16 protein-coding genes are annotated in these 20,112 nt (G+C 26.8%); 3 read left to right on the top strand and 13 right to left on the bottom strand.

What is annotated here, in order from left to right; genetic code table 11:
- Positions 1–54: 54 nt before the first annotated feature.
- The 11 genes from dnaE to AVBRAN12647_RS00445 form a co-directional block, all read right to left on the bottom strand.
- A complete protein-coding gene (dnaE, locus tag AVBRAN12647_RS00495; RefSeq protein WP_442862267.1) occupies positions 55–4,233 on the bottom strand; it encodes a DNA polymerase III subunit alpha in 4,179 nt (1,392 codons plus the stop codon).
- 105 nt (positions 4,234–4,338) lie between these two features.
- A complete protein-coding gene (locus AVBRAN12647_RS00490; RefSeq protein WP_336614521.1) occupies positions 4,339–5,853 on the bottom strand; it encodes a DUF262 domain-containing protein in 1,515 nt (504 codons plus the stop codon).
- Positions 5,846–7,030 (bottom strand): DUF262 domain-containing protein, encoded by a 1,185-nt coding sequence (locus tag AVBRAN12647_RS00485; RefSeq protein ID WP_336614520.1) that lies wholly within the window; start codon positions 7,028–7,030, stop codon positions 5,846–5,848. The genes AVBRAN12647_RS00490 and AVBRAN12647_RS00485 overlap by 8 nt, the downstream gene beginning before the upstream one ends.
- A gap of 22 nt (positions 7,031–7,052) precedes the next feature.
- Positions 7,053–8,033 carry a tRNA 2-selenouridine(34) synthase MnmH gene (gene mnmH / locus AVBRAN12647_RS00480; RefSeq protein WP_336614519.1) on the bottom strand — a complete coding sequence of 327 codons (981 nt, stop codon included), beginning with the start codon at positions 8,031–8,033 and terminating at the stop codon, positions 7,053–7,055.
- Positions 8,020–8,490 (bottom strand): HIT family protein, encoded by a 471-nt coding sequence (locus AVBRAN12647_RS00475; RefSeq protein ID WP_336614518.1) that lies wholly within the window; start codon positions 8,488–8,490, stop codon positions 8,020–8,022. The genes mnmH and AVBRAN12647_RS00475 overlap by 14 nt, the downstream gene beginning before the upstream one ends.
- Positions 8,462–8,932, bottom strand: a complete 471-nt coding sequence (locus AVBRAN12647_RS00470; protein ID WP_239802727.1) for a hypothetical protein — start codon at positions 8,930–8,932, stop codon at positions 8,462–8,464. Before AVBRAN12647_RS00470 ends, AVBRAN12647_RS00475 begins: the two co-directional genes overlap by 29 nt.
- Positions 8,920–10,302: a tetratricopeptide repeat protein gene (locus AVBRAN12647_RS00465; protein ID WP_336609243.1), complete on the bottom strand. Its 1,383-nt coding sequence runs from the start codon at positions 10,300–10,302 to the stop codon at positions 8,920–8,922. Before AVBRAN12647_RS00465 ends, AVBRAN12647_RS00470 begins: the two co-directional genes overlap by 13 nt.
- Entirely contained in the window at positions 10,284–10,649 is a 366-nt protein-coding gene (locus AVBRAN12647_RS00460) for a YkgJ family cysteine cluster protein (RefSeq protein WP_239802725.1), read from the bottom strand. The genes AVBRAN12647_RS00465 and AVBRAN12647_RS00460 overlap by 19 nt, the downstream gene beginning before the upstream one ends.
- Positions 10,636–11,319, bottom strand: a complete 684-nt coding sequence (locus tag AVBRAN12647_RS00455) for a tRNA1(Val) (adenine(37)-N6)-methyltransferase (RefSeq protein WP_214116689.1) — start codon at positions 11,317–11,319, stop codon at positions 10,636–10,638. Before AVBRAN12647_RS00455 ends, AVBRAN12647_RS00460 begins: the two co-directional genes overlap by 14 nt.
- The gene (locus AVBRAN12647_RS00450; protein ID WP_336614517.1) at positions 11,316–13,454 is read right to left on the bottom strand and encodes a hypothetical protein; all 2,139 of its coding nucleotides are present in this window, start codon (positions 13,452–13,454) and stop codon (positions 11,316–11,318) included. The genes AVBRAN12647_RS00455 and AVBRAN12647_RS00450 overlap by 4 nt, the downstream gene beginning before the upstream one ends.
- A 2-nt stretch (positions 13,455–13,456) precedes the next feature.
- Positions 13,457–14,386, bottom strand: a complete 930-nt coding sequence (locus AVBRAN12647_RS00445) for an NAD(P)-binding domain-containing protein (protein ID WP_336614516.1) — start codon at positions 14,384–14,386, stop codon at positions 13,457–13,459.
- A gap of 75 nt (positions 14,387–14,461) precedes the next feature.
- Between AVBRAN12647_RS00445 and trpS the strand changes: the two genes are divergently transcribed.
- The 3 genes from trpS to AVBRAN12647_RS00430 are packed head-to-tail and all read left to right on the top strand — an operon-like array spanning position 14,462 to position 18,948.
- A complete protein-coding gene (gene trpS / locus AVBRAN12647_RS00440) occupies positions 14,462–15,430 on the top strand; it encodes a tryptophan--tRNA ligase (protein ID WP_336614515.1) in 969 nt (322 codons plus the stop codon).
- Positions 15,431–15,439: 9 nt separating this feature from the next.
- Positions 15,440–16,687 carry a serine--tRNA ligase gene (serS, locus tag AVBRAN12647_RS00435; RefSeq protein ID WP_214120055.1) on the top strand — a complete coding sequence of 416 codons (1,248 nt, stop codon included), beginning with the start codon at positions 15,440–15,442 and terminating at the stop codon, positions 16,685–16,687.
- An 8-nt stretch (positions 16,688–16,695) separates the two neighbouring features.
- Complete coding sequence (locus AVBRAN12647_RS00430) at positions 16,696–18,948, top strand: tetratricopeptide repeat protein (protein ID WP_214120054.1); 2,253 nt, start codon at positions 16,696–16,698, stop codon at positions 18,946–18,948.
- Between the two features lie 14 nt (positions 18,949–18,962).
- Here AVBRAN12647_RS00430 and AVBRAN12647_RS00425 read toward each other — a convergent pair whose 3' ends face one another.
- Together AVBRAN12647_RS00425 and AVBRAN12647_RS00420 are read right to left on the bottom strand one after the other, a co-directional pair.
- Entirely contained in the window at positions 18,963–19,409 is a 447-nt protein-coding gene (locus AVBRAN12647_RS00425) for a low molecular weight protein-tyrosine-phosphatase (RefSeq protein ID WP_214120053.1), read from the bottom strand.
- A gap of 18 nt (positions 19,410–19,427) precedes the next feature.
- Positions 19,428–20,111, bottom strand: a complete 684-nt coding sequence (locus AVBRAN12647_RS00420) for a hypothetical protein (protein WP_214120052.1) — start codon at positions 20,109–20,111, stop codon at positions 19,428–19,430.
- Between the last annotated feature and the right edge of the window lies 1 nt (position 20,112).

Raw genomic sequence — 20,112 nt, 5'->3', positions numbered from 1 at the left:
TCTTATAATTTATTTTATAAATTCTTTATCCACTAGAATTTAAATATCAATTTTTTAGCTAATTTTTGATAATTCCTTTATTTTCTCTATAGCTTCATTATTTAAACCAAATCTTCTTGAATATTTATTCACGCAAGAATCATCTAAAAATTCTAAAACTATTTCTTTTGCACTTACATTTTGACTTAAATTTTCTTTAATCAATCTTGTGATTTCTTGCAAAATCTCTGCACTGATATTTAATAAATCAATTTGTATGAATTCTCCTTCAAAGGCTTTTGGGTTTTGCGTGAATTCTTCTTTATTTTCTTTAGAATATTGCCTTCTTGGTTTTGCTATTCTTTTTTCAAATACCACATAACCTAATGAGTTTTTATTCTCACTTGGCTCTTTTATAAGCTCGTTAGTAATTAAGAAAAAATCATCAATAAATACCCCAACTCCATTCTCATCAGCTCTTAAACTAACTTCAAATCCATATAAATTCTCTTCTTTTTCTTTACTAAAAAACTCATTTTCTAGCTTTTTATACACTTCATCATTAAAGCATAAAATATCAAATTCTCCACCTTCATCAACCACTTTAAGCTTAGCAAAGGCTTTATTTTTTTTGCTTACTTTAAATTCTGCTTCAGTTACTATTCCTAAGCAAAAAGCATTGTAATCTCCATAATCAGCCTTGTTAAAATCGCTACTTTTTAAGTATTCAATATTTTGAGTTAGATGAGAAAATCTTTTAATATCGCCTTTAATTTTCTTACCACCCTTTTTGCTAAACACTTCATATCCAAGAGCGTTTTTATCATCAGTATTTACACCTATTTCACTAGCATTTACTTCTATTAAATTATTTAAAAATAAAGTATTTTTTGCATTATCTCTTTTAAGATTTAAAATAAATGCGTAAAGAGATTTTTTGGTTTTTACATCTTGAGCTGCTAGGTTCATTGCTTTATATTTTGATGCTAAAACATCTATTAAATCAGGGTTAAAACATAAAATATTAAAATTTGAATAATAATCAAGTGCTTTAATGTTTGCATAGCTTTTACCGCTTTTGCTTTGTTTAAAATCAACTTCTTCAATAATTCCTAAGCAAAATGCTTGATATTCCCCATCATCTAAATTCTCAAAATCACTACTTTTATAATGCTCAATTGATTTAATTTCTTTTTTAAACTCATCTAGTGGGTGTGAGCCAAGATATATTCCTAAATATTCTTTATCAAACTCGGCTAATTCTGCTACACTAAATTCTTCTTGGTTTGTAATATCAATACTACTATGATATTCTGTTTCAAATTGAGAGAATAAACTCTCTTGCAATCTTTTATCATGCTCTTTTTTTGCTTTAAACTCATTAATAATATAATCAATTGCATTTAAAGCACTTTTTCTATTAATCCCAATACATTCAAAACAACCCGTCTTAGCTAAAGCTTCTAAGCCTTTTTTATTCATATAAGCAGCATCAGCCCTTGCAATAAAGTCTTTCATATCGCTAAATGGCTTATTTGCTCTAGCTTTTGCAAGTCCTTCAGCACTAGGAATTCCAAAGCTCTTAATTGAGCCAAGCCCATAGACAATAGCAGCTTTTCCATCTTTTATAGTAACGTTAAATTCCCTTGTGCCATCGTTTATATTAGGTGGTAAAAGCTCTATTCCTAATCTATCTAGCTCATCTTTATATTTTTCAATTTTTTCAACTTTTCCTTCTTCGCTAGTTAGTAATGCTGCCATAAATTCTGTTTCATAATATTTTTTAAGATAAGCAGTCTGAAAGGCTACTAGAGCATAGGCTGCTGAGTGAGATTTGTTAAAGCCGTATTCAGCAAATTTTAAGATAAGCTCCCATAAATCATCAGCCTTTTTCTCATCAAAGCCTTGTTTTATAGCACCTTCTAGGTATTCTCCTTTTAATTTCACCATTTCTTCAAGCTTTTTCTTACCCATAGCACGACGAACCAAATCAGCTCCACCTAAGCTAAATCCACCAATGGTTTGAACTACTTGCATAACTTGCTCTTGATATACAATAACCCCATAAGTTGGCTCTAAAATAGGCTTTAATTCAGGGAAAGCATATACAGCTGGTTTTCTTCCGTGCTTAATATCTATAAAATCATCAACCATTCCACTATCAAGTGGCCCTGGGCGATAAAGTGCTAAAACAGCGATTAAGTCTTCAAAGCAAGTTGGCTTAAGCCTAGCATTTAAATCCTGCATTCCCGAGCTTTCTATTTGAAAAATCCCAAGAGTATTTCCTGTTTGAATTAAATCATAAACGCCTTTATCATTTACATCAATTTTGTTCCAGTCTATATCTATATTATGGCGTTTTTTAATGAGTTTTATAGCATTATCAATAACGGTTAAAGTTTTAAGTCCTAAGAAGTCAAACTTAATCAAATCAACATCTTCAAGATAATCTTTCATATATTGAGTTACTAATGCGTCTGATTTTGGTTGTTTAAACAATGGGGTTTTTTTCCATAATTCTTCGTTTGAAATTACCACTCCAGCAGCGTGCATTCCTGCGTTTCTATTAAGTCCTTCAAGTGCTAATGAATACTCCCAAACCCTAGTTCCGATTTTGCTTTTGCCCCTTACATCATCAGGGTGGCAAACTATATTTTTATACTCTGCACGATTGTCTAAATCTTCAATGAAAGCCTTAATATCAGGGTTTTTTTCGTAAGCATCTTTTAGAGTGATTTTTAGCTCATCAGGGACTAATTTTGCTAAAGTATCAGCATCTTTTATGCGTAAATCACAAACCCTTGCAACATCACGAATAACACCTTTTGCAAGTAATTTACCAAAGGTAATTACTTGAGCTACGTTATAGCGACCATATTTTTTTACAACATAATCAATTACTTCTTCACGCCTATTTTGACAAAAATCCACATCAATATCAGGCATAGATACACGCTCAGGATTTAAAAAACGCTCAAAAAGTAGATTATAAGGAAGTGGGTCAAGGTCGGTTATTTCTAAACAAAACGATACCAATGAACCTGCAGCAGAGCCCCTACCAGGTCCAACAGGAATACCCATATCCTTAGCAGCTTTTATAAAATCATGAACGATTAGCATATAACCACTAAAACGCATATTTTTAATAATGTTGATTTCAGTTCTTAAACGCTCTTTATAGGTTTCGTGTTTGCTCTCATCAATATATACTAAACGCTTATTAAGCCCGTCCCAACAAAGCCTTTCAAATAATACATCATCATTGCTAAAGCTAAACATATCTTGACTAGGCAATTCTAAGCCGATTTTTTCAGCGTATTCAAGAGCGAATTTAAAATTTGGTGGAGTAGGGTTTCCTAAGTTTAGCTCTAAATTGCATTTATCAACTATTTCTTGAGTATTTTGCACAACTTCAGGCACATCAAGGAATAATTCATGCATTTCTTCAGCGCTTTTTACATAGATTTCACTCATTGTATGTCTTAAGCCATTGTCTTTTTTGGCTTCATCACTTTCAGGATCAACCCCTACAATATCTCCTGTGCTAATTGCCATAAAGATATTTTGAGCTTGAGCCCTATCTTTATAAGTATAATGCGAATCGTTTGTAGCTATTACTTTTATGCCTAATTCTCTTCCTAATTTAAGTATATTTGTATCTATATTTAATTGAGAATTTATACCCATTCTCATAATTTCAAGATAAAAATCATCTCCAAAAACTTCTTTATACCAAAGTGCGGCTGCTTTTGCACCTTCATAGCCTTTAGCACCCATATCAGCATTTGTTTTTCCATTGCGACGAACTTCTTTATCATTTAAATGCCAATTAATCTCACCTGCAAGACAAGCAGAGCTACAAATTATACCTTCGCTATATTCTTTTAATAATTTTTTATTAATTCTAGGGCGATAATAAAAACCATCTATATGAGCTCTTGAAGTAAGATACATAAGGTTTTCATAGCCTTTTTGATTTTTAGCAAATAAACATATATGCCAACGGCGATTGGTTGCAGTGCTGCTTAAATCATCATCATCGTGCAAGTAGCCTTCAAATCCAATAATAGGCTTAATTCCGTGCTTTTTCATACTTTTATAAAAATGAATTGCTCCAAACATAACCCCGTGATCAGTTATTGCACAAGATTTGAAATTTAACTCTTTTAATCTTTTTGCTAATTCATCAATTTTATTTGCGCCATCTAAAAGCGAATATTCTGTATGTAAATGTAAATGTGTAAAATCCATAATTTATCCTTTAGGGCTATTTTAGTCGTTTTATCTAAAGACTTTTTAAACACAAAATCTATTTTAAATTCTTAATATTTTTATAGAATTTAAAATAGAAAATTGATTTTAATTAAATGAGTTTTTTAAAATATCTAGCATTTTTTTATGATAGGCATTAATTTCTTCTAAATCCCAGCTATTTTTAGAATAGACTTCTAATAATTTTAGACTAATTATTATTTTTTCATTTATGAAATTTTGAAAAATATTTTTCTTTTTATTAAAATCTTTATCGCTAAATTGTGAGTTTTCACTATCGCTTATTACGGCTAAATTGCCTAAGTCATCAATTTTACTTTTGCTTTGTGGGTAAATATGCTCAACTGAATTAATATCTCTAAAGCGATAATTTGCAATGTAATTTTTATAGTTATTTTTAAAATCAACATCTTGCATTAGATAGTATTCATAACGTTGTAACCAATAAACAATATTTGGATGATTATAATTTAAATCATTAAGATTGTCGTTTTTTGCTAGATTATCATCTAGGTTTTTTAGCTCTTTAAATAAATCTTCATCACTTTTACAAGTTAGTAAAGTTTCTAAATATTCACTAGGATTTCTAGCTACTCTTAAATAATTTAAAAACAATTCAAGCTTAGCATCCTTTAAATCTCCTAAAAGCTTATAATCTTCGTGAGTTTTTCTAACACTTCTTCTATCAAAAATAATTCTATATTCTTTTAAAGCATTTATTATTTTTATGGCGTTTTCTTTAGAATGTTCTAATTTATTCCAAGTATTTTCTAAGAATTTGTTTTTGTTAATTTCTATATTATTTGGAAATAAAATCTTAAAAACATATAAAACAAAAGTAGGGTAATCAATAAGGCTTTCGTATATTTTTATATTATTTTCATGATTTTTGGTATTTAAAATATCATCTATACTAAGAGCTTTGTATTCTGTATTAAAATCAGCTATTTTATCCATTTGCATACATTCGTTTAAAATATTTGAATAATAAAAATATTTATCATCATCTTTTAAGAGATTTAGTAAATATGACTTTAAAATATCACTTGGATTTAATTGAATTAAATTGCTATTCATAGTTAAAAAATATTCGCCTAAATTATCATCTAAAATTACTAAATTAATTTTTATATTTTTAAAAAGGTTTTCGTTTAATTTTGACTTATCATTGTCTTTAAAATACTCTTCAAAAGTATTAAAAGCATTGTCTATATTCTCGCCTAAATTATTAAAATCATAATCCCAAATAGCATCTGTTATATCTTCTCTTAAAGGCATTTTGAATCTACATTCATTTTCTAAATACGCAAAATTAAAAGCATTTGCAAATTCCCCTTCAGCTTTTTGCATTTTGTTATTTTCATAGCACATATAAGCACATAAGAAAAATATAGTGCTAAGCCTTTGTTGCCCATCAATTATTATTAATTCATTATTTCTTAAGCTAGTTGTAATTGTGCCTATGAAATATTCTTCGTTTGCATTTAAAATATCATCTAAAAGTGTTCTTATTTGCTCTTTATCCCATTCATATAACCTTTGATAAATCGGTATTACAAGGCTTTGATTTATTTCGCTTATTTTAATGATTTTGCTATTCATAAGAAGCTCCTAAAATACCATAATTTTTAAATTCTTGCTCTAAAAATTCAAGTTGTTTAATACATTGTTTGTAAGGATAATGAGCTATTAAATCATTTAATCTATAAACTAATTCTTCTTCTATATTTGAGCTTAAAATGATTTGGATTATATATTTGCAATCTTGGATTAAAGATTGATAAGAATATTTTGTATCATTATTAATAGCTCTATAATAAGTAATCCTAACTATCATTCTAGCTATTTTATTAAAATCACCATCAGGGAATTTATCAAGATATATAATCAAAACAAAAATAGTATAGTGATATAAATTATTATTTACATATAGTTTTTGGAATTTACTTATAAAATCACTTTTTGCTATTAATTTTGTATTTTCATAGTGCTTTTTTACCCAAGCAAAAAAGCTAACCCCATTAGTAAAACTTGCATTTATATTATTTATATTTAATCCAGCACTAAAAGGAGTGATTTTACAATATTCATCTATGATATTAATATCTTGATAGTTTTTATTATATTCACGCATAGACCCCCTAATCATAGCTATATTTTTTAAAAAATATTGAAAATAATTATTATAAATTACTCCATTATATGTAGGGTGTTCGTGCTTTTTCCCATCTTCAATAAAATCATTATATTTTTTAACATAGTAATTAATTAAATCATTATTGGTATTTAATACCCAATATGCTTTGATTAAGTCATAATTTTCTAGCTTTTTGCCCTTAGTATTGATATTATCAAAAAACACAAAAGCTCTTTTTATATCATTCGTGCTAATACAAATAAAATTAGTATTTTGTAATTTATCATAAAAGTTATTATTTTGTTTTAAGTATTTTTGAATGTATTCGTAATTTTGCTTAATTTTTATGTGTGATATTTGATGATAATATTTAGCATTTTCTAAAAACTTATTATTTTTATCTAAAGCCTTTAAAATAAGTTTTATAGTGGTTAGTCTTTGTTGTCCGTCTATTATTTCATAGGTGTCATTATTTTTATATAACACGATTGAACCAAGTAATTTTTCATCTTTATTTATACTTTCAATTAATTTTTTAACCTGCTTTAATTCCCATACATAAGGGCGTTGATAATCAGGTATGCTAAGATTTAGTTCGGTTAATTCATCAAAAGTTAATATGCTTGAGCTTACATTATCCATAAAAATCCTTTAGATTATAAAATTACAATTTCATTAACTCGTTTTTAGCTTTTTCTAAATCATCAAGATTTAATAATAAATCAAATTCCTTAGGTTTTTTATAGACCTTATCATAATAATTGATTAAAAGTATTTTTGCTACACTTTTTAAATCCTTATTATTATAAGCAGTGCTTAGCTCATAAACTAAGGCATTTCCTAAATAAGGCTTTAATCTCTCAAGACAAAAATAAAAAAACTCCGAGCTAATGTTTTGATAATCATTCACACAATTTTGCACTCTAATATCCAAACTAGCTTCGCAAAACACCTTAATACCGCTATTCATTTGCTCGTAAAAATTATTAAATAAAGTTATAGTTCCTATGTTTTTGCTCTCTGCTTCTATGAATACTTTTGCATCTTTTAATGCTTTTAATTCATTTATTAGATTTATATCAAATTGTTGTTGGCTAGGTTGTAAAAACCCACGAGAGCCAAAAGTTGAGCCGAAATGATGGGCTAATTTTTCTAAATCTATTTTATTATCAAGTAATTTTAAAAGCCTTGTTTTACCACAAGCTGTATTTCCTGCTAGGCTTACAAAATTAGGATTTTGATAGCTATTAAGATACGAAATCATCTCGTTTCTAAGTTCTTTAAAACCACCTTCGCATTTATAGACTTTAAATCCAATCTCACTTAAAATATGACCTATCGCACCACTTCGCTGACCGCCCCTAGCACAATAAATATATATTTCATCTTTATGTGGATTTGCTATATTTTGTATTTTTTTAAGATGAATGCTTGTGTTTTTACAAATAAAACTAGCTCCTAATAATTTTGCGTTAAATTTATTAGTAGCGTATTTTGTCCCTACTAATTTATGCTCTTCGTTATTTAAAGCAAAAAAGTTTAAGGCTTTTTTTAAATGTGCTTTTTTGTATTCATTTGGACTTCTTGCGTCTATTAAAATATTTTTATTAATATTTAAAAATTCTTTAGCACTAATTAGCTGCATTGTAGTTTTTAAAGCTCTCTTTTATCTTTAAATATAATTCATCTAGGCTAGTCCCTATAACTCTAGTATCACAAATAGTGGTTATAAAATTAGTATCCTTATGCCATCTTGGTAAGACATGTAAATGCAAGTGTTTTGCTATACCAGCACCTGCTGCATCGCCTAAATTAAGTCCGATATTTACTCCTTGTGCATGCAAGGTTGTTCTCATAATATTTTCAGCAAATCTAGCTATTTTTGCCATTCTAAGCCAAGTTATCTCATCTAAATCGTTTAAAAACTCAACATGTTTTCTAGGAGTTATTAGAATATGTCCTGGAGAATAAGGGTATTTATTCATTAAAACCCTACATAACTCATCTTCATAAACTAGCACTTCACTAGCTTCGCAAAAAGGACATAAACTTCTATCTTCTTTAAAATATTTATCACGCCAAGGTGCTTTTAGGTGTTGCATTAAGAATTCCTTTATATTTAGTATTTGGAACATTTTTTAATAATTTATCGTTAGCAATAAAAATATCAAATTGTTTTATGGTAGCTTTAAATAAATCTATATTATTTTTAGCTAAAAATCCTAAGCTAAAACCACAATTTTTTGCAAGATTTAATAAATCATTATTAGCAATTTTATCCAAAACAATCCCATCAGCTCCGTAAATACTAGCTTTGATTAATTCATCTTCGCTTAAGTTTTTTGAATAATAAAATAAATGCTTTTTAACATAACGCCTAGCATAACCTAGCTCATCAAAATCATTGGTAATAAAAGCATCATTTAAATCATTTAAGTCATAGCTAAATTTAATTATTTCATTTTTAAATTCGCTTAAATCTCTTGGATAAAACAGATTAAATCCAAGGCTTTTTATTAGAATTTCTTTGCTTAATTCTTGCATTTATTTATCCTTTGATTATGCAGTTTTATTTCATCTTCATTTAAAACATCTTCGTTTTGTAATACTTTTTGCATAGTTTCTTGTGCATTTTTGCAATCATTTATTAAATAATAGCCCCAAGCTAAAGTATCAAGAAAATAAGCATTATCAGGTTCTTGTTCTAAAGCTTTTTGTATTAGTTTTATACCTTTTGCAATATCAATTTTTTCATCAATTATTGTATAAGCATATATATTTAGCATATTAGGAGCAACACCACCTTTAGCTACTAATTCATCTAATTTGAAATAATCAAATTCTTTAGGATTATCTAGCATTTCGTATATATATGATTCTATTAAATAACTATTATTATTTTCTTTAATTGCTTTTTGATATAAAAATTCACTAAGTTTTTTATATTCTTTTAAATTAAAATATACTTTATAAGCTAATTCATCATCTAAATTAGCTATTTCATAAAGTTCTTTTTTCTTGTTAAATTCCAATAATTTCTTAGTTATTGTGTATAAAATATCTTTATTATTTGTAAATTCATAAAGCTTCATTCCTAAGCTAAAAATCTCATCAATATCCGAAGAATTATTAAGTTCATAAAGCGCTTCTAATCTATACAACAAAAACAATGAATAATCAGGATTTATAGGCACTAATTTAGTATATTCTTTGATATTTTTATAATCTTTTTCTTTAAATAATTTTAATATTTGTTCTGAATAGCCTTTAGGGTCTAATCTAATCGTTTTCTCCCACATATTAAGAGCTTTTAAAGCATTTAAACGCATTAATAAAAAAGGAGCTAATTCTGTATCTACTTTATTATTTTCTTCTGCGGTTTTATTAAATTCTTCTGTTAGTTTTACTACATCTTTATATTTTTCGTTAGCCATAAGCATTTCAATATATAAATATAATGAGTATAAATTACTATATTTTTTATAATAATCTTTAGATATTTGCAAGGCTTCTTTTTTTAATCCTTGATTAAACAGCTCCTTACTCATAGCATTAGCTAGTGTAAAATCTTCGTTTTTTGATATGAATTTGTAATATTCTTTTTTTGCTTGTTTATAATTTTTTTGTTCTACTAATTTAACAATATCTAGTTTTTTGATTAAATTATTATCTTTATCAATATCTCTTAAAGTATTTACTGCTTTATCCATATTTAAATTAGCAATAAAACCTTGTTTTATTCCATTTTCTAAATAAGCTTTTAATTTTGTTTCATCATATAATTTTAAATATGATTCGCTAGATAATTTAGCATTATTATTTTCGTTTAACATTGCGTTTAAACGCAAATCATCAATACTATCAGCAAAAGTAATACTAGCTAATAAGATTAGTATTAATTTACCCCAATACATTCTTTTTTAAGCTCCTTTAGGTTATTTTTAAAATATTCCCAAAACGGAAATGTTCTACATTGCATAGGTCTTGCTTCATATACTCCACAATTTTTATTAATTTCATCAAAAAATATACAAGCAAAGCCATTGTTATATGGCTTTTCAATTAGGCTAAACCTAACGCCTACTTTAATGCAATATTTACTAACAAAATCATTAAAAGTTGTATTTTTTATCTTAGCTAGTTGGATAATTTCATCGCTAGTTAAAAATATATAACCACTCTCACCCGTGCAACACTTACCGCCACACTCACTACATTTACTCTCATCAAATGAATATGAGTAATCTTTATTGTAAATCATAACTTTGAACCTTGATATTTTGATAAATTGAATTAAATTCTTTTGTTGTGCCATTGCTATCGTTACATATTAAAGGTGGCAAAATCAGCACATCGCTTTTGCTTAATTTTCTTGCTTTAATTAATACTAAATTTGATGGTTTTTCGGCTTTTGTGTGAATAAATCTTATTATTTCGCATTTTAAATTCGTATTTTTTAAGGTTTCAAATATTAAATCAATTTTTTTAGCATCATAACAAAAATATAAAAAACCTTTTGGTTTTAATAATTTATCAGCACTTTTTAACAATATTTCAAGTGGTAAAAAATCAATATGTCTTGAAATATTTAAATGCTTATTTTGTGCTTGCATTTTAGAATAAAATGGTGGATTAGAGATTATAAAATCATAATAATTATAAACTTTATAATCTTTAATATCACCTAAAATTACTTTATAATTAAGATTATTTTTTTCATAATTTTTTTTGCATAGTTTTACATTTTCTTCTTGAATATCAATTGCATCTATTTTTATATTTTTATTTTCGCTTAATAATAGGCTTAAAATTCCACTTCCAGCACCAATATCAAGTCCTATTCCTTTAAGCTTATCTTTACTTATAAAATCATATAAAATTATGCTATCACTATTGTAGCGATAGCCGTTTTTATATTGATAAATTATCATTTATAAACTCTTAAAATAAAGCCTTTTTTATTGTCTTTTGAGTATTCAGGCTCTAAACTTGAGCTAATTAGTGCATTAGGAATTTTTGATTTTATATAACTTGCAGCACTTTTTGTTCTATCTTTTGATAATCCAAAATTAGCTAAGCGAGTTAATCTTTGCACTTCTTTACTAGCCATATGAACTCCATCAATAGCACTTAAACTCTTAAAGCCACTATCATCAATTATAGGAGTTATCTCATATAAATAATTTTGATTATATTTTGCTAAGAATTTATCAAGTTCAAGCGAGCAAGTTTTACTAAGTCCAATTACTCCTGATTTTATATCATCACAAACAAAAGTATCTTGTAATTTTAAACTATTTGTATTTAACGAACTTCCTTTTTGAGCTAATTCAAGTTTTTTTTCTAATTCTTGAATTTTTTCTTTTTTTGCTATTAGTTCGCTATTTTCTTGATTATAGTTATTTAAAGTTTTGATATTTATTTCATTTAGTTGTTTTAATAGCTTATCTTTTTCTTCTTCTAAGGCTAAAACTCTTTCAGAATTTGTATCCTTACTAATAGTTAATTTTAGTTGTTCAATTTCATCTAAAAGTGTTTTGTTTTCTTGTTTTGCTTTATTATTATCTAGTTCTTTAGCCGCATATTCTTCTTTTAAAGCAATATATTTTACATTTAGCTCATCATAAGCTTTTGAACTTTCGTAAAGCTTATTATTTAAGTCTTTAACATCGTTTTGTTTATTACTTAAGCTATCGTTTTTATAGTTTAAAAACTCATTATTAATTTTATTTAATTGCGTGGTTAATTCTATTTTTTCTTTTTGTAAATTATCTAATTTTATTTTTAAATCCATATTATTTGCACTACTTGCTTTTAATTGCTCATCAATTTTTTGAAGTTTTGCTATTGTTTCACTTAAATCTTTTTCTTTTTTCTTTGAGTCTAATTCTAGTTCTTTATTTTTTAGTTGCATATCTTTTAATGCTATTTCATTTTTTGTATTTTTATCTTGTAATTTAGCATTAGATTCATTAACTTTATTTAGCTCTTTTGTAAGATTATCAAGTGAATTTTGGCTTTTATCACTTAAATCCTTAATCACTTTAGTTTGTTCGTTTTTAGATTTTTCAAGTTCTAGTTTTGCCTGAAAAACTTCATTTTTTAATTCATCTCTTTGTTTTTCAATATTTTTCAAATTATCTAATTTTTGTTCCAAATCATTTTTAACTTGATTTAGTTTTAATATTGAAGTTTTAGCATCATCTAATTTTGCTTGGAGATTTTTATTATCCAAATTAAGCTTTACAAAATCAGAATTATTATTACTTTTTAATTCATCATTTAGCTTGCTTGCTGCTTTTATTTCTTTACTTAATTCAAGATTTTTTAAGTTAAGTTCATTATTTACTTTACTTAATTCAGCATTTACACTTTCTAAATTCCCTAGATTTTTTACTCTTTGTTTTAAAATATCATTTTCTTTAACTACATCTGTGTAATTTTTTTGATTTGCTATGATTTTTGCATTTGCTTTATCTAATTCATCTTGCAATTTTCTTGCTAAATTATCGTGTTCAAATTCGTCCATTTGTTTTTGATTACTAAGAGTTCCTAGTAAAGAATTTAGATTTTTAACAGCGTTTTCTTTATCATTTAAGCTTAATTTTAAACTATCATTTTCGCTTTTATAATTTGCTAAATCTTCATTTAGCTTATCTATCATTTGCTGATATGAGTTTTTGCTATTTTCATTTACTAATAAACTTTCGTTATTTAAACGATGAACTAATTCATTATTCTTAGTTTCTAATTGTTCGTTTTGTATTTTTAATTTTTCAATTTCTTGATATAGATTTTCTATTTCATTGGCTTTGGTATTGCTATTTTTTAAGCTTTCTATTTGCTTTGTAAGCTTTACAATTCTATCATTTAATATCTTATAGTTTTGTTCTTCAAGTTTTGGCAATTGCACTTGTTTTGTTTGTTGTTTTTGCTCTATTTTTACTTGTGGTTTTATTGGTGTTTGGTTTGTTTTTGTGTCTTTAGATGGAATTACAAAATAAATTCCACCTAAAATAACAGCACAAGCACCTAAGCTATATAGTGTTAAATTCTTCTTAGCCAAGCTTAACCCTTAATAATATAATCAGCAATTTTTTTAGCGTGATTTAAAGCCGTTATTATGCTTTCTCCATTTTTACTAGCAATATCTCCTGCTACGAAAATATTTTTAACATTACTTTGCATATTAGTATCAAAAGTAGGAACGCCTTTATCATCAATTTCTATTCCACTATTTGTTAGAAAATCAACTGGAGTAGAGCCACCAATTCCATAAATTATCCTATCAAAAATCTCTTTTTCACCATTAGTATAAGTAACTTCAGGTTTGTTATCTACTTCATTTACTTCGCTAATATCAGTTGCTAATTTTAAAGTAAGTTTTGCTTCATATACATTTTTATGATTTATTTCATTAATTCTACTAAATTCAGCTCTTCTATAGCATAATGTAACATTTGCTTTTTTGCTTAAATCAACAGCGTATTCAACAGCACTATTACCACCACCAACTACTAAGATTTTTTCATTTTCTTTAGCGTCGTTTGCGTTAAAATTGATAACTTTACTTAATTTTGAAGGTAGTTTATAACTTGGTTTATTTGGTTTTCCCATTCTACCTATTGAAATTACTGCATTTTTTGTTTTAAATTCGCCTTTACTTGAATATACAACTAAATTTTCATCAACTTGCTTGATTTTCTCAACTTCATTTGAAAACATTACTTCAAAAGAACCATCGCAAAGGCTTGTAAATAATTCTAATGAGCTTTCTTTTGTTCCATCTTCAAAAGGTATATTTCCTAAGTTTGGAATATCAATTTTATTATAAACTTTATCAACTCTTTTTCCATCTTTATAATAAGTTCTAAAAGTTTGACAATTCTCTGCTGCTTTTTCTATTAATAAAACATTTTTTAAACCATTTTTATGTGCTTCATAAGCACTTGCAATTCCTGCTGGACCTGCACCTATTACTACTAAATCATATAGCATTTAAGCTCCTTTATTAATTTTTTTGCTCTATATTAAGCATAAATTTTAAATTACAAGTAAAGATATGGAGAACAAATGAGAATTTTTACAGGACTTCAGCCAAGTGGGGATTTGCATATAGGCAATTATTTTGGAGCAATAGCTCCAATGATGAAAAGACAAAATGATAATGAAATGATAATGTTTATTGCAAATTATCACGCTATGACAAGTATTTTAAAGGATAAAAAAACAGCTAGTAATTTTAAAGATAATATTAATAAAGCAGCAGCTGCATTTTTAGCTTTAGGATTAAATCCAAATAAAAGTATATTTTATTTACAAAGTGATGTTAAAGAAGTCTTAGAACTTTATTGGATACTATCGCAATTTACTCCTATGGGATTACTTGAAAGAGCACATTCATATAAGGATAAAATAGCAAAAGGTCTTAGTGCAAATCACGGCTTATTTTCATATCCTGTTTTAATGGCGGCTGATATTTTATTGTTTGATGCACCATTAGTTCCTGTTGGAAAAGACCAAATTCAACACCTAGAAATTACAAGAGATATTGCAATTAAATTTAATAATGAATTTGGAAATGTATTTACTATCCCTGAAGCATTAGTTGATGAAAATACTCAAACAATAGTAGGCACAGATGGTGCTAAAATGAGTAAAAGTTATGGCAATACTATTGATATTTTCACAAGTTATAAACAACTTAAAAAACAAGTAAATAAAATAGTAAGCGATAGCACTCCTATTGAAGAGCCTAAGGATTGGAAAAATTGTAATATATATAAAATTGCTGAATTATTTTTAGATGAAAATGATTTAGCAAGTCTTCGTGCAAGGTATGAAAAAGGTGGAGAAGGATACGGACATTTTAAATTGTATTTATGTGATGTTATTTGGGAGTATTTTGACAAGGCTAGAAGTGAGTATGAAAGATTATTGCAAGGTAAAGAAATTGCTGATATATTAAACGATGGTGCAAAAAAAGCTAGTATATTAGTGCAAAATAAAATGCAACAAGTTTATAAAGCTTTAAGTTTATAAGGAGAAATTATGATAGATTTAAGAAAAATTGAAGAAAATTATGAAGTTTTTAATCAAAAATTAAAAGCAAAAAAAGTAGATGATGGAGTTTTAAAAAGTTTATTAGATAGCTACAATGATACAAAAGCGTTAAAAATAGAATTAGAAAATGCTCAAAGTTTTCAAAACAAATTCTCAAAAGAAATGGGACTTAAAGCAAAATCAGGAGAAGATATAAGTGAGCTTAAAAAGTCTTTAGATGAAAATAAGAAAAAAATAGCTGAATTAAACGAAAAAGTAAGCGTAAGTGAAGCTAAATTAAATGAAATTGCAGCTTGTATTCCAAATTTAATAGCTGATTGTGTGCCTATTGGAAATGATGAAGAAGAAAATGTAGAGATTAAAAAGGTATTAACTCCACCAACATTTAATTTCACTCCAAAAGACCATCATGATTTAGGTGTGGCACTTGGTTGGCTTGATTTTGAGCGTGGTGTAAAAGTTGCTAAAAGTCGTTTTGTAGCTTTACGCGGTGAAGGTGCAAGACTTGAAAGAGCATTATATAATTATATGATAGATTTTAACCGCTCAAGAGGATTTGAGTTTGTAAATACTCCTTATATTGTAAATGCTAATACTATGTTTGGCACAGGACAATTACCTAAATTTAAAGATGATTTATTCAAAATTGATGGCGAAGAATTATATTTAATCCCTACAAGTGAAGTTAGTGTAACAAATCTATATAATGATGAAATTATAGCTTTAAATGAATTGCCTATCAAAATGACTTGCTATTCACCTTGTTTTAGAAAAGAAGCAGGAAGTGCAGGGCGTGATACAAAAGGAATTATCCGCCAACACCAATTCGGAAAAGTTGAACTTGTAAGCATTAGCACTCAAGAAGATAGCGATAAAGTATTTGAAGATATGCTTAGTTGTGCAAGTGATTTATTAACAAGCTTAGGTTTAGCTCATAGACATTTAATGCTTTGTAGTGGGGATTTGGGCTTTAGTGCAGGAAAAACCGTTGATTTAGAAGTGTGGCTACCAGCACAAAATAAATATCGTGAAATTAGCTCTGTTAGTAATTGCTATGATTTTCAAGCAAGACGCGCAAAAATAAGATATAAAGATGAAAATGGTAAAAACAAATTAGCTCATACACTAAATGGTTCAAGCCTTGCAGTAGGTAGGACTTTAGTAGCTATTATGGAAAATTATCAAAGAGAAGATGGCACAATAGCAATACCTGAAGTATTACAAAAATATATGTAAGATAAAGTATGGCAGAAGAACAAGTAATTGTTATTGAAGAAGGAAATACTCTTCCAGTAAAACAAAGTAAGTTCAGCAAAAAAAGTATAATTTTAATTGCTGGACTTTCTTTACTTATTATTATTTTATTAGTAGTTTTACTTTTTTTAATTTTTACTCAAGATAAGTCAAAAGAAATTAAAGTTGAGCAAAATGAGCTAATAGAACCAAAAATAAGCATTCAACAATTTAAAAGCCAAAAATTAGATTTAATGGTGGCAAAAGCCAATGCTTTATATGAGAGTGGAAACAAAAGTGAAGCTTTAAAAATATATGAAAATATAGCTAAATATAATGAGAGTTTTTCGCATTATAATTTAGGAGTTTCAAGAATGAAACAAGCAAACTATAAAGGAGCTTTAGAGAGTTTTCAAAAGGCTTTGGAAAATAATGAAAATAACACGGTGGCTGCTTTAAATGCTGCTGTTTGTGCTTTAAAATTACAAAAAGATAAAGAATTTAAATATTATATAGATTTAGCATATTCTTATTTAAGTAATGAAAAAAACTCAAGCCTTTATTATTATTACTTAGGTTTAGTGAATTTTTATAAAGGATTTTATCCTGAAGCTTTACAAGCATTAAATAAACAAATCCATCCACTTTATCAAAACGACGCAAGATATTTAAGAGCAAAAATATTAAGCTCATTTAATAAAAGTTCTGATTCTATAAGAGAGATTAATTTACAAGATTCTTATGATAAAAATTTATCTTTAGGATTACTTTATGCAAGAAATGCTGAATATAACAAAGCAAGATTTTATTTAAAAAATGCACTTGAAAAAAGAATAAAACCAAAAGAGACAAAATTAGCTTTAGCTTTAGTTGATATAAAATTAGCAGAATATCAAGAAGCTTCAAGGTTTTTAAAAGAATTAGAAAAAAATGATTTAGAGTGGCTTAAGTCAAGCTATAATGTCAAAACAACCATAGATGATAGGATATTTGATATAAATTACGCTCAACATACTTATGAAAAAACCTTTATAGATTCAAAGCAACAAAAATATGATTTGATATTTTATTTTTCGCCTTTTAAAGTATTTGATGCGACAAGTGCGACTAAAATGATAAATAAGGCAAATGTTAATATTTACTTAGATGATTTAGATAAAAGCTCAAATTATCTTAAAAATAGTCAAACTTTATCAAAGATAAATATACAAATTACAAAAGCTTTAAATTATGCTTTTAGTTATGATATAAAGAGTGCTAGTGAGTTATTAGAAGAATTAGTAAAACTTTATCCGCAGCATAGTATTTTGCAATATGATTTAGGTTTAGCATATGCACTCTTAGGCAAATATGATTTAGCAAAAAAACACTTTTTAGCTAGTTATCATTTAGACCCTAAGGATTTAAGAGCAGGAATTTATGCTTTATTTTGTTCGGATTTGTTATATGATGATACTACGAAATTAGAGCAAGATTTACAATATAATTTAAATTATGTTGAAGATGAAAAAGATAGAAATTATTATTTAGCATTGCTTTCAATTAAGAAAAAAGATTATGTAAATATGCAAGGTTTTTTGAACCAAACTAATACAAATAATATTAGTAATATTAGTTTAGAAATTCTTGGATTTTATATGCAAAATGATTACGATAAGATGATAGATAAATCAAAAGTTTTAATAGACTTAAGTGATAATGACATAATCGCAAATATTTTATATTTTTCTTTAAAAAACAATAAAAAAGATGTAAAAGCCTATGCTAAAGATGTTCAAATGTATTTTCTTAACAAAAAATTAGATTATCGCTCATTATTTGGTGGTGCTAAAATAGTAGGGTATAACTATGTAAAATTAATGCAGATTTCAGGTCTTTTACAACAAGAAAGAGAAAAATTAAAGCAATATTTAAAAACTAATGAAGACATAGGAGCTTTAAAAGCACTTGCTTATATAGATATTTATGCTAATGAATTTGAAGAGAGTTTTGCAATTTATAATAGTTTGATTGATGATTATCATATTGAAGATTCTGATATTTTATTTTTAGCTAGTGTTGCAGCTATTGGAGCAGGGCATAATAATTCAGCTATAGCCTTACTTGAGCTATCTCGTGTAAAAAATCCAAGCAATCTTGAATCAAGATTAGCTTTAGCTTTACTTTATCACGAAGCAAAAAATTATGAATCAGCTATATCACAATATGAGAAAATGAATGATGAATACAAATCAGAGTTTTTTACATTTCAGATATTTAGATAAGATTTAGTTTTTAGCTAAATCTTATTATTTTCAATTTCTTTTAGGATATTTTTGCAAGCATTATTTAAAATCATATAAACTTCATCAAAATTATTTGTATACCAAGGGTCAGGCACATTTTTATATCCTAAATCACAATAAGAACATATTGGTTTTACTTTGTCTTTAAACTCATAAAAATTATTTAAAACATCTTTATAATTACTCTCGTCCATAGTAAGTATTAAATCATATTCTTGGCATAATTTTTTTGTGAGTTTTTTTGATACGAAATTATCACATTCAATATTTTTATTTTTTAAAAGTTTTTTCGTGCCTATATGCATATCTTCTCCATCGTGATAACCTGCTGTTCCTGAACTTGTTATTTTAAATTCTTTATTTTTGCATAAGTCTTTCATAATAAACTCAGCCATAGGAGAGCGACAAATATTGCCTAAACATACAAACATTATCTTCATTTTATTCCTTTATAAAACTTATTCTATATTTTCTTTAAAGCTAGTTAGCTCACTCATATTGATTTTTGAAAACTCGGTTGGAAGTCTTGGTTCATAAGGTATTCTTTGCAATGCTTTGTCTGCAACCGATTCTTTTTTAGCAGGTGCATTTACACTATAAAATGCCCTTTCAATTTGTATTAAATAAGATATTATATTTGCAATATGAGTAAATATTTTTGAGTTTTTATGAGTTTGTAGTTTTTCACAAAACTCATCTACAACTTCATTAATAATTCTTGAAAATAGCTCCTGACATAATTCATCATTATTTTTGCATAAAACACTACCTAGATAAAATAAAAAATTCATACTATCTTCATTATCGCTAAGATTTGTGTTTTTGATTAAATTAGCTCTTTTTAAAATTCCTGTTGCAATTATTCTCATTTTGCCATTATCACGCCCTTCATCATAAAAACTAGCATCAGTAGGCACATTTACATAAGAAAAATCATAAAAAACAGCATTTTGCTCATCTTTATAAGCTGCATAATCAGTATCTAAAATTACTTTAAAATCATCTTTTAAATCATCTAAATTATCATAAAAAAACTTAGCTTGTTCTCTTAAAGTATTAAAATCATCATTATTCATAAAACTAATTGCTCTAGCACAAAATTCGTAAAAATATGACCTAGTTATATTTAATTCTTCGTTCATT

Origin of the sequence: Campylobacter sp. RM12647 (assembly GCF_020138135.1) — a bacterium.
GTDB lineage: Bacteria > Campylobacterota > Campylobacteria > Campylobacterales > Campylobacteraceae > Campylobacter_E.
This window is presented reverse-complemented; position numbering and strand designations above follow the sequence as displayed.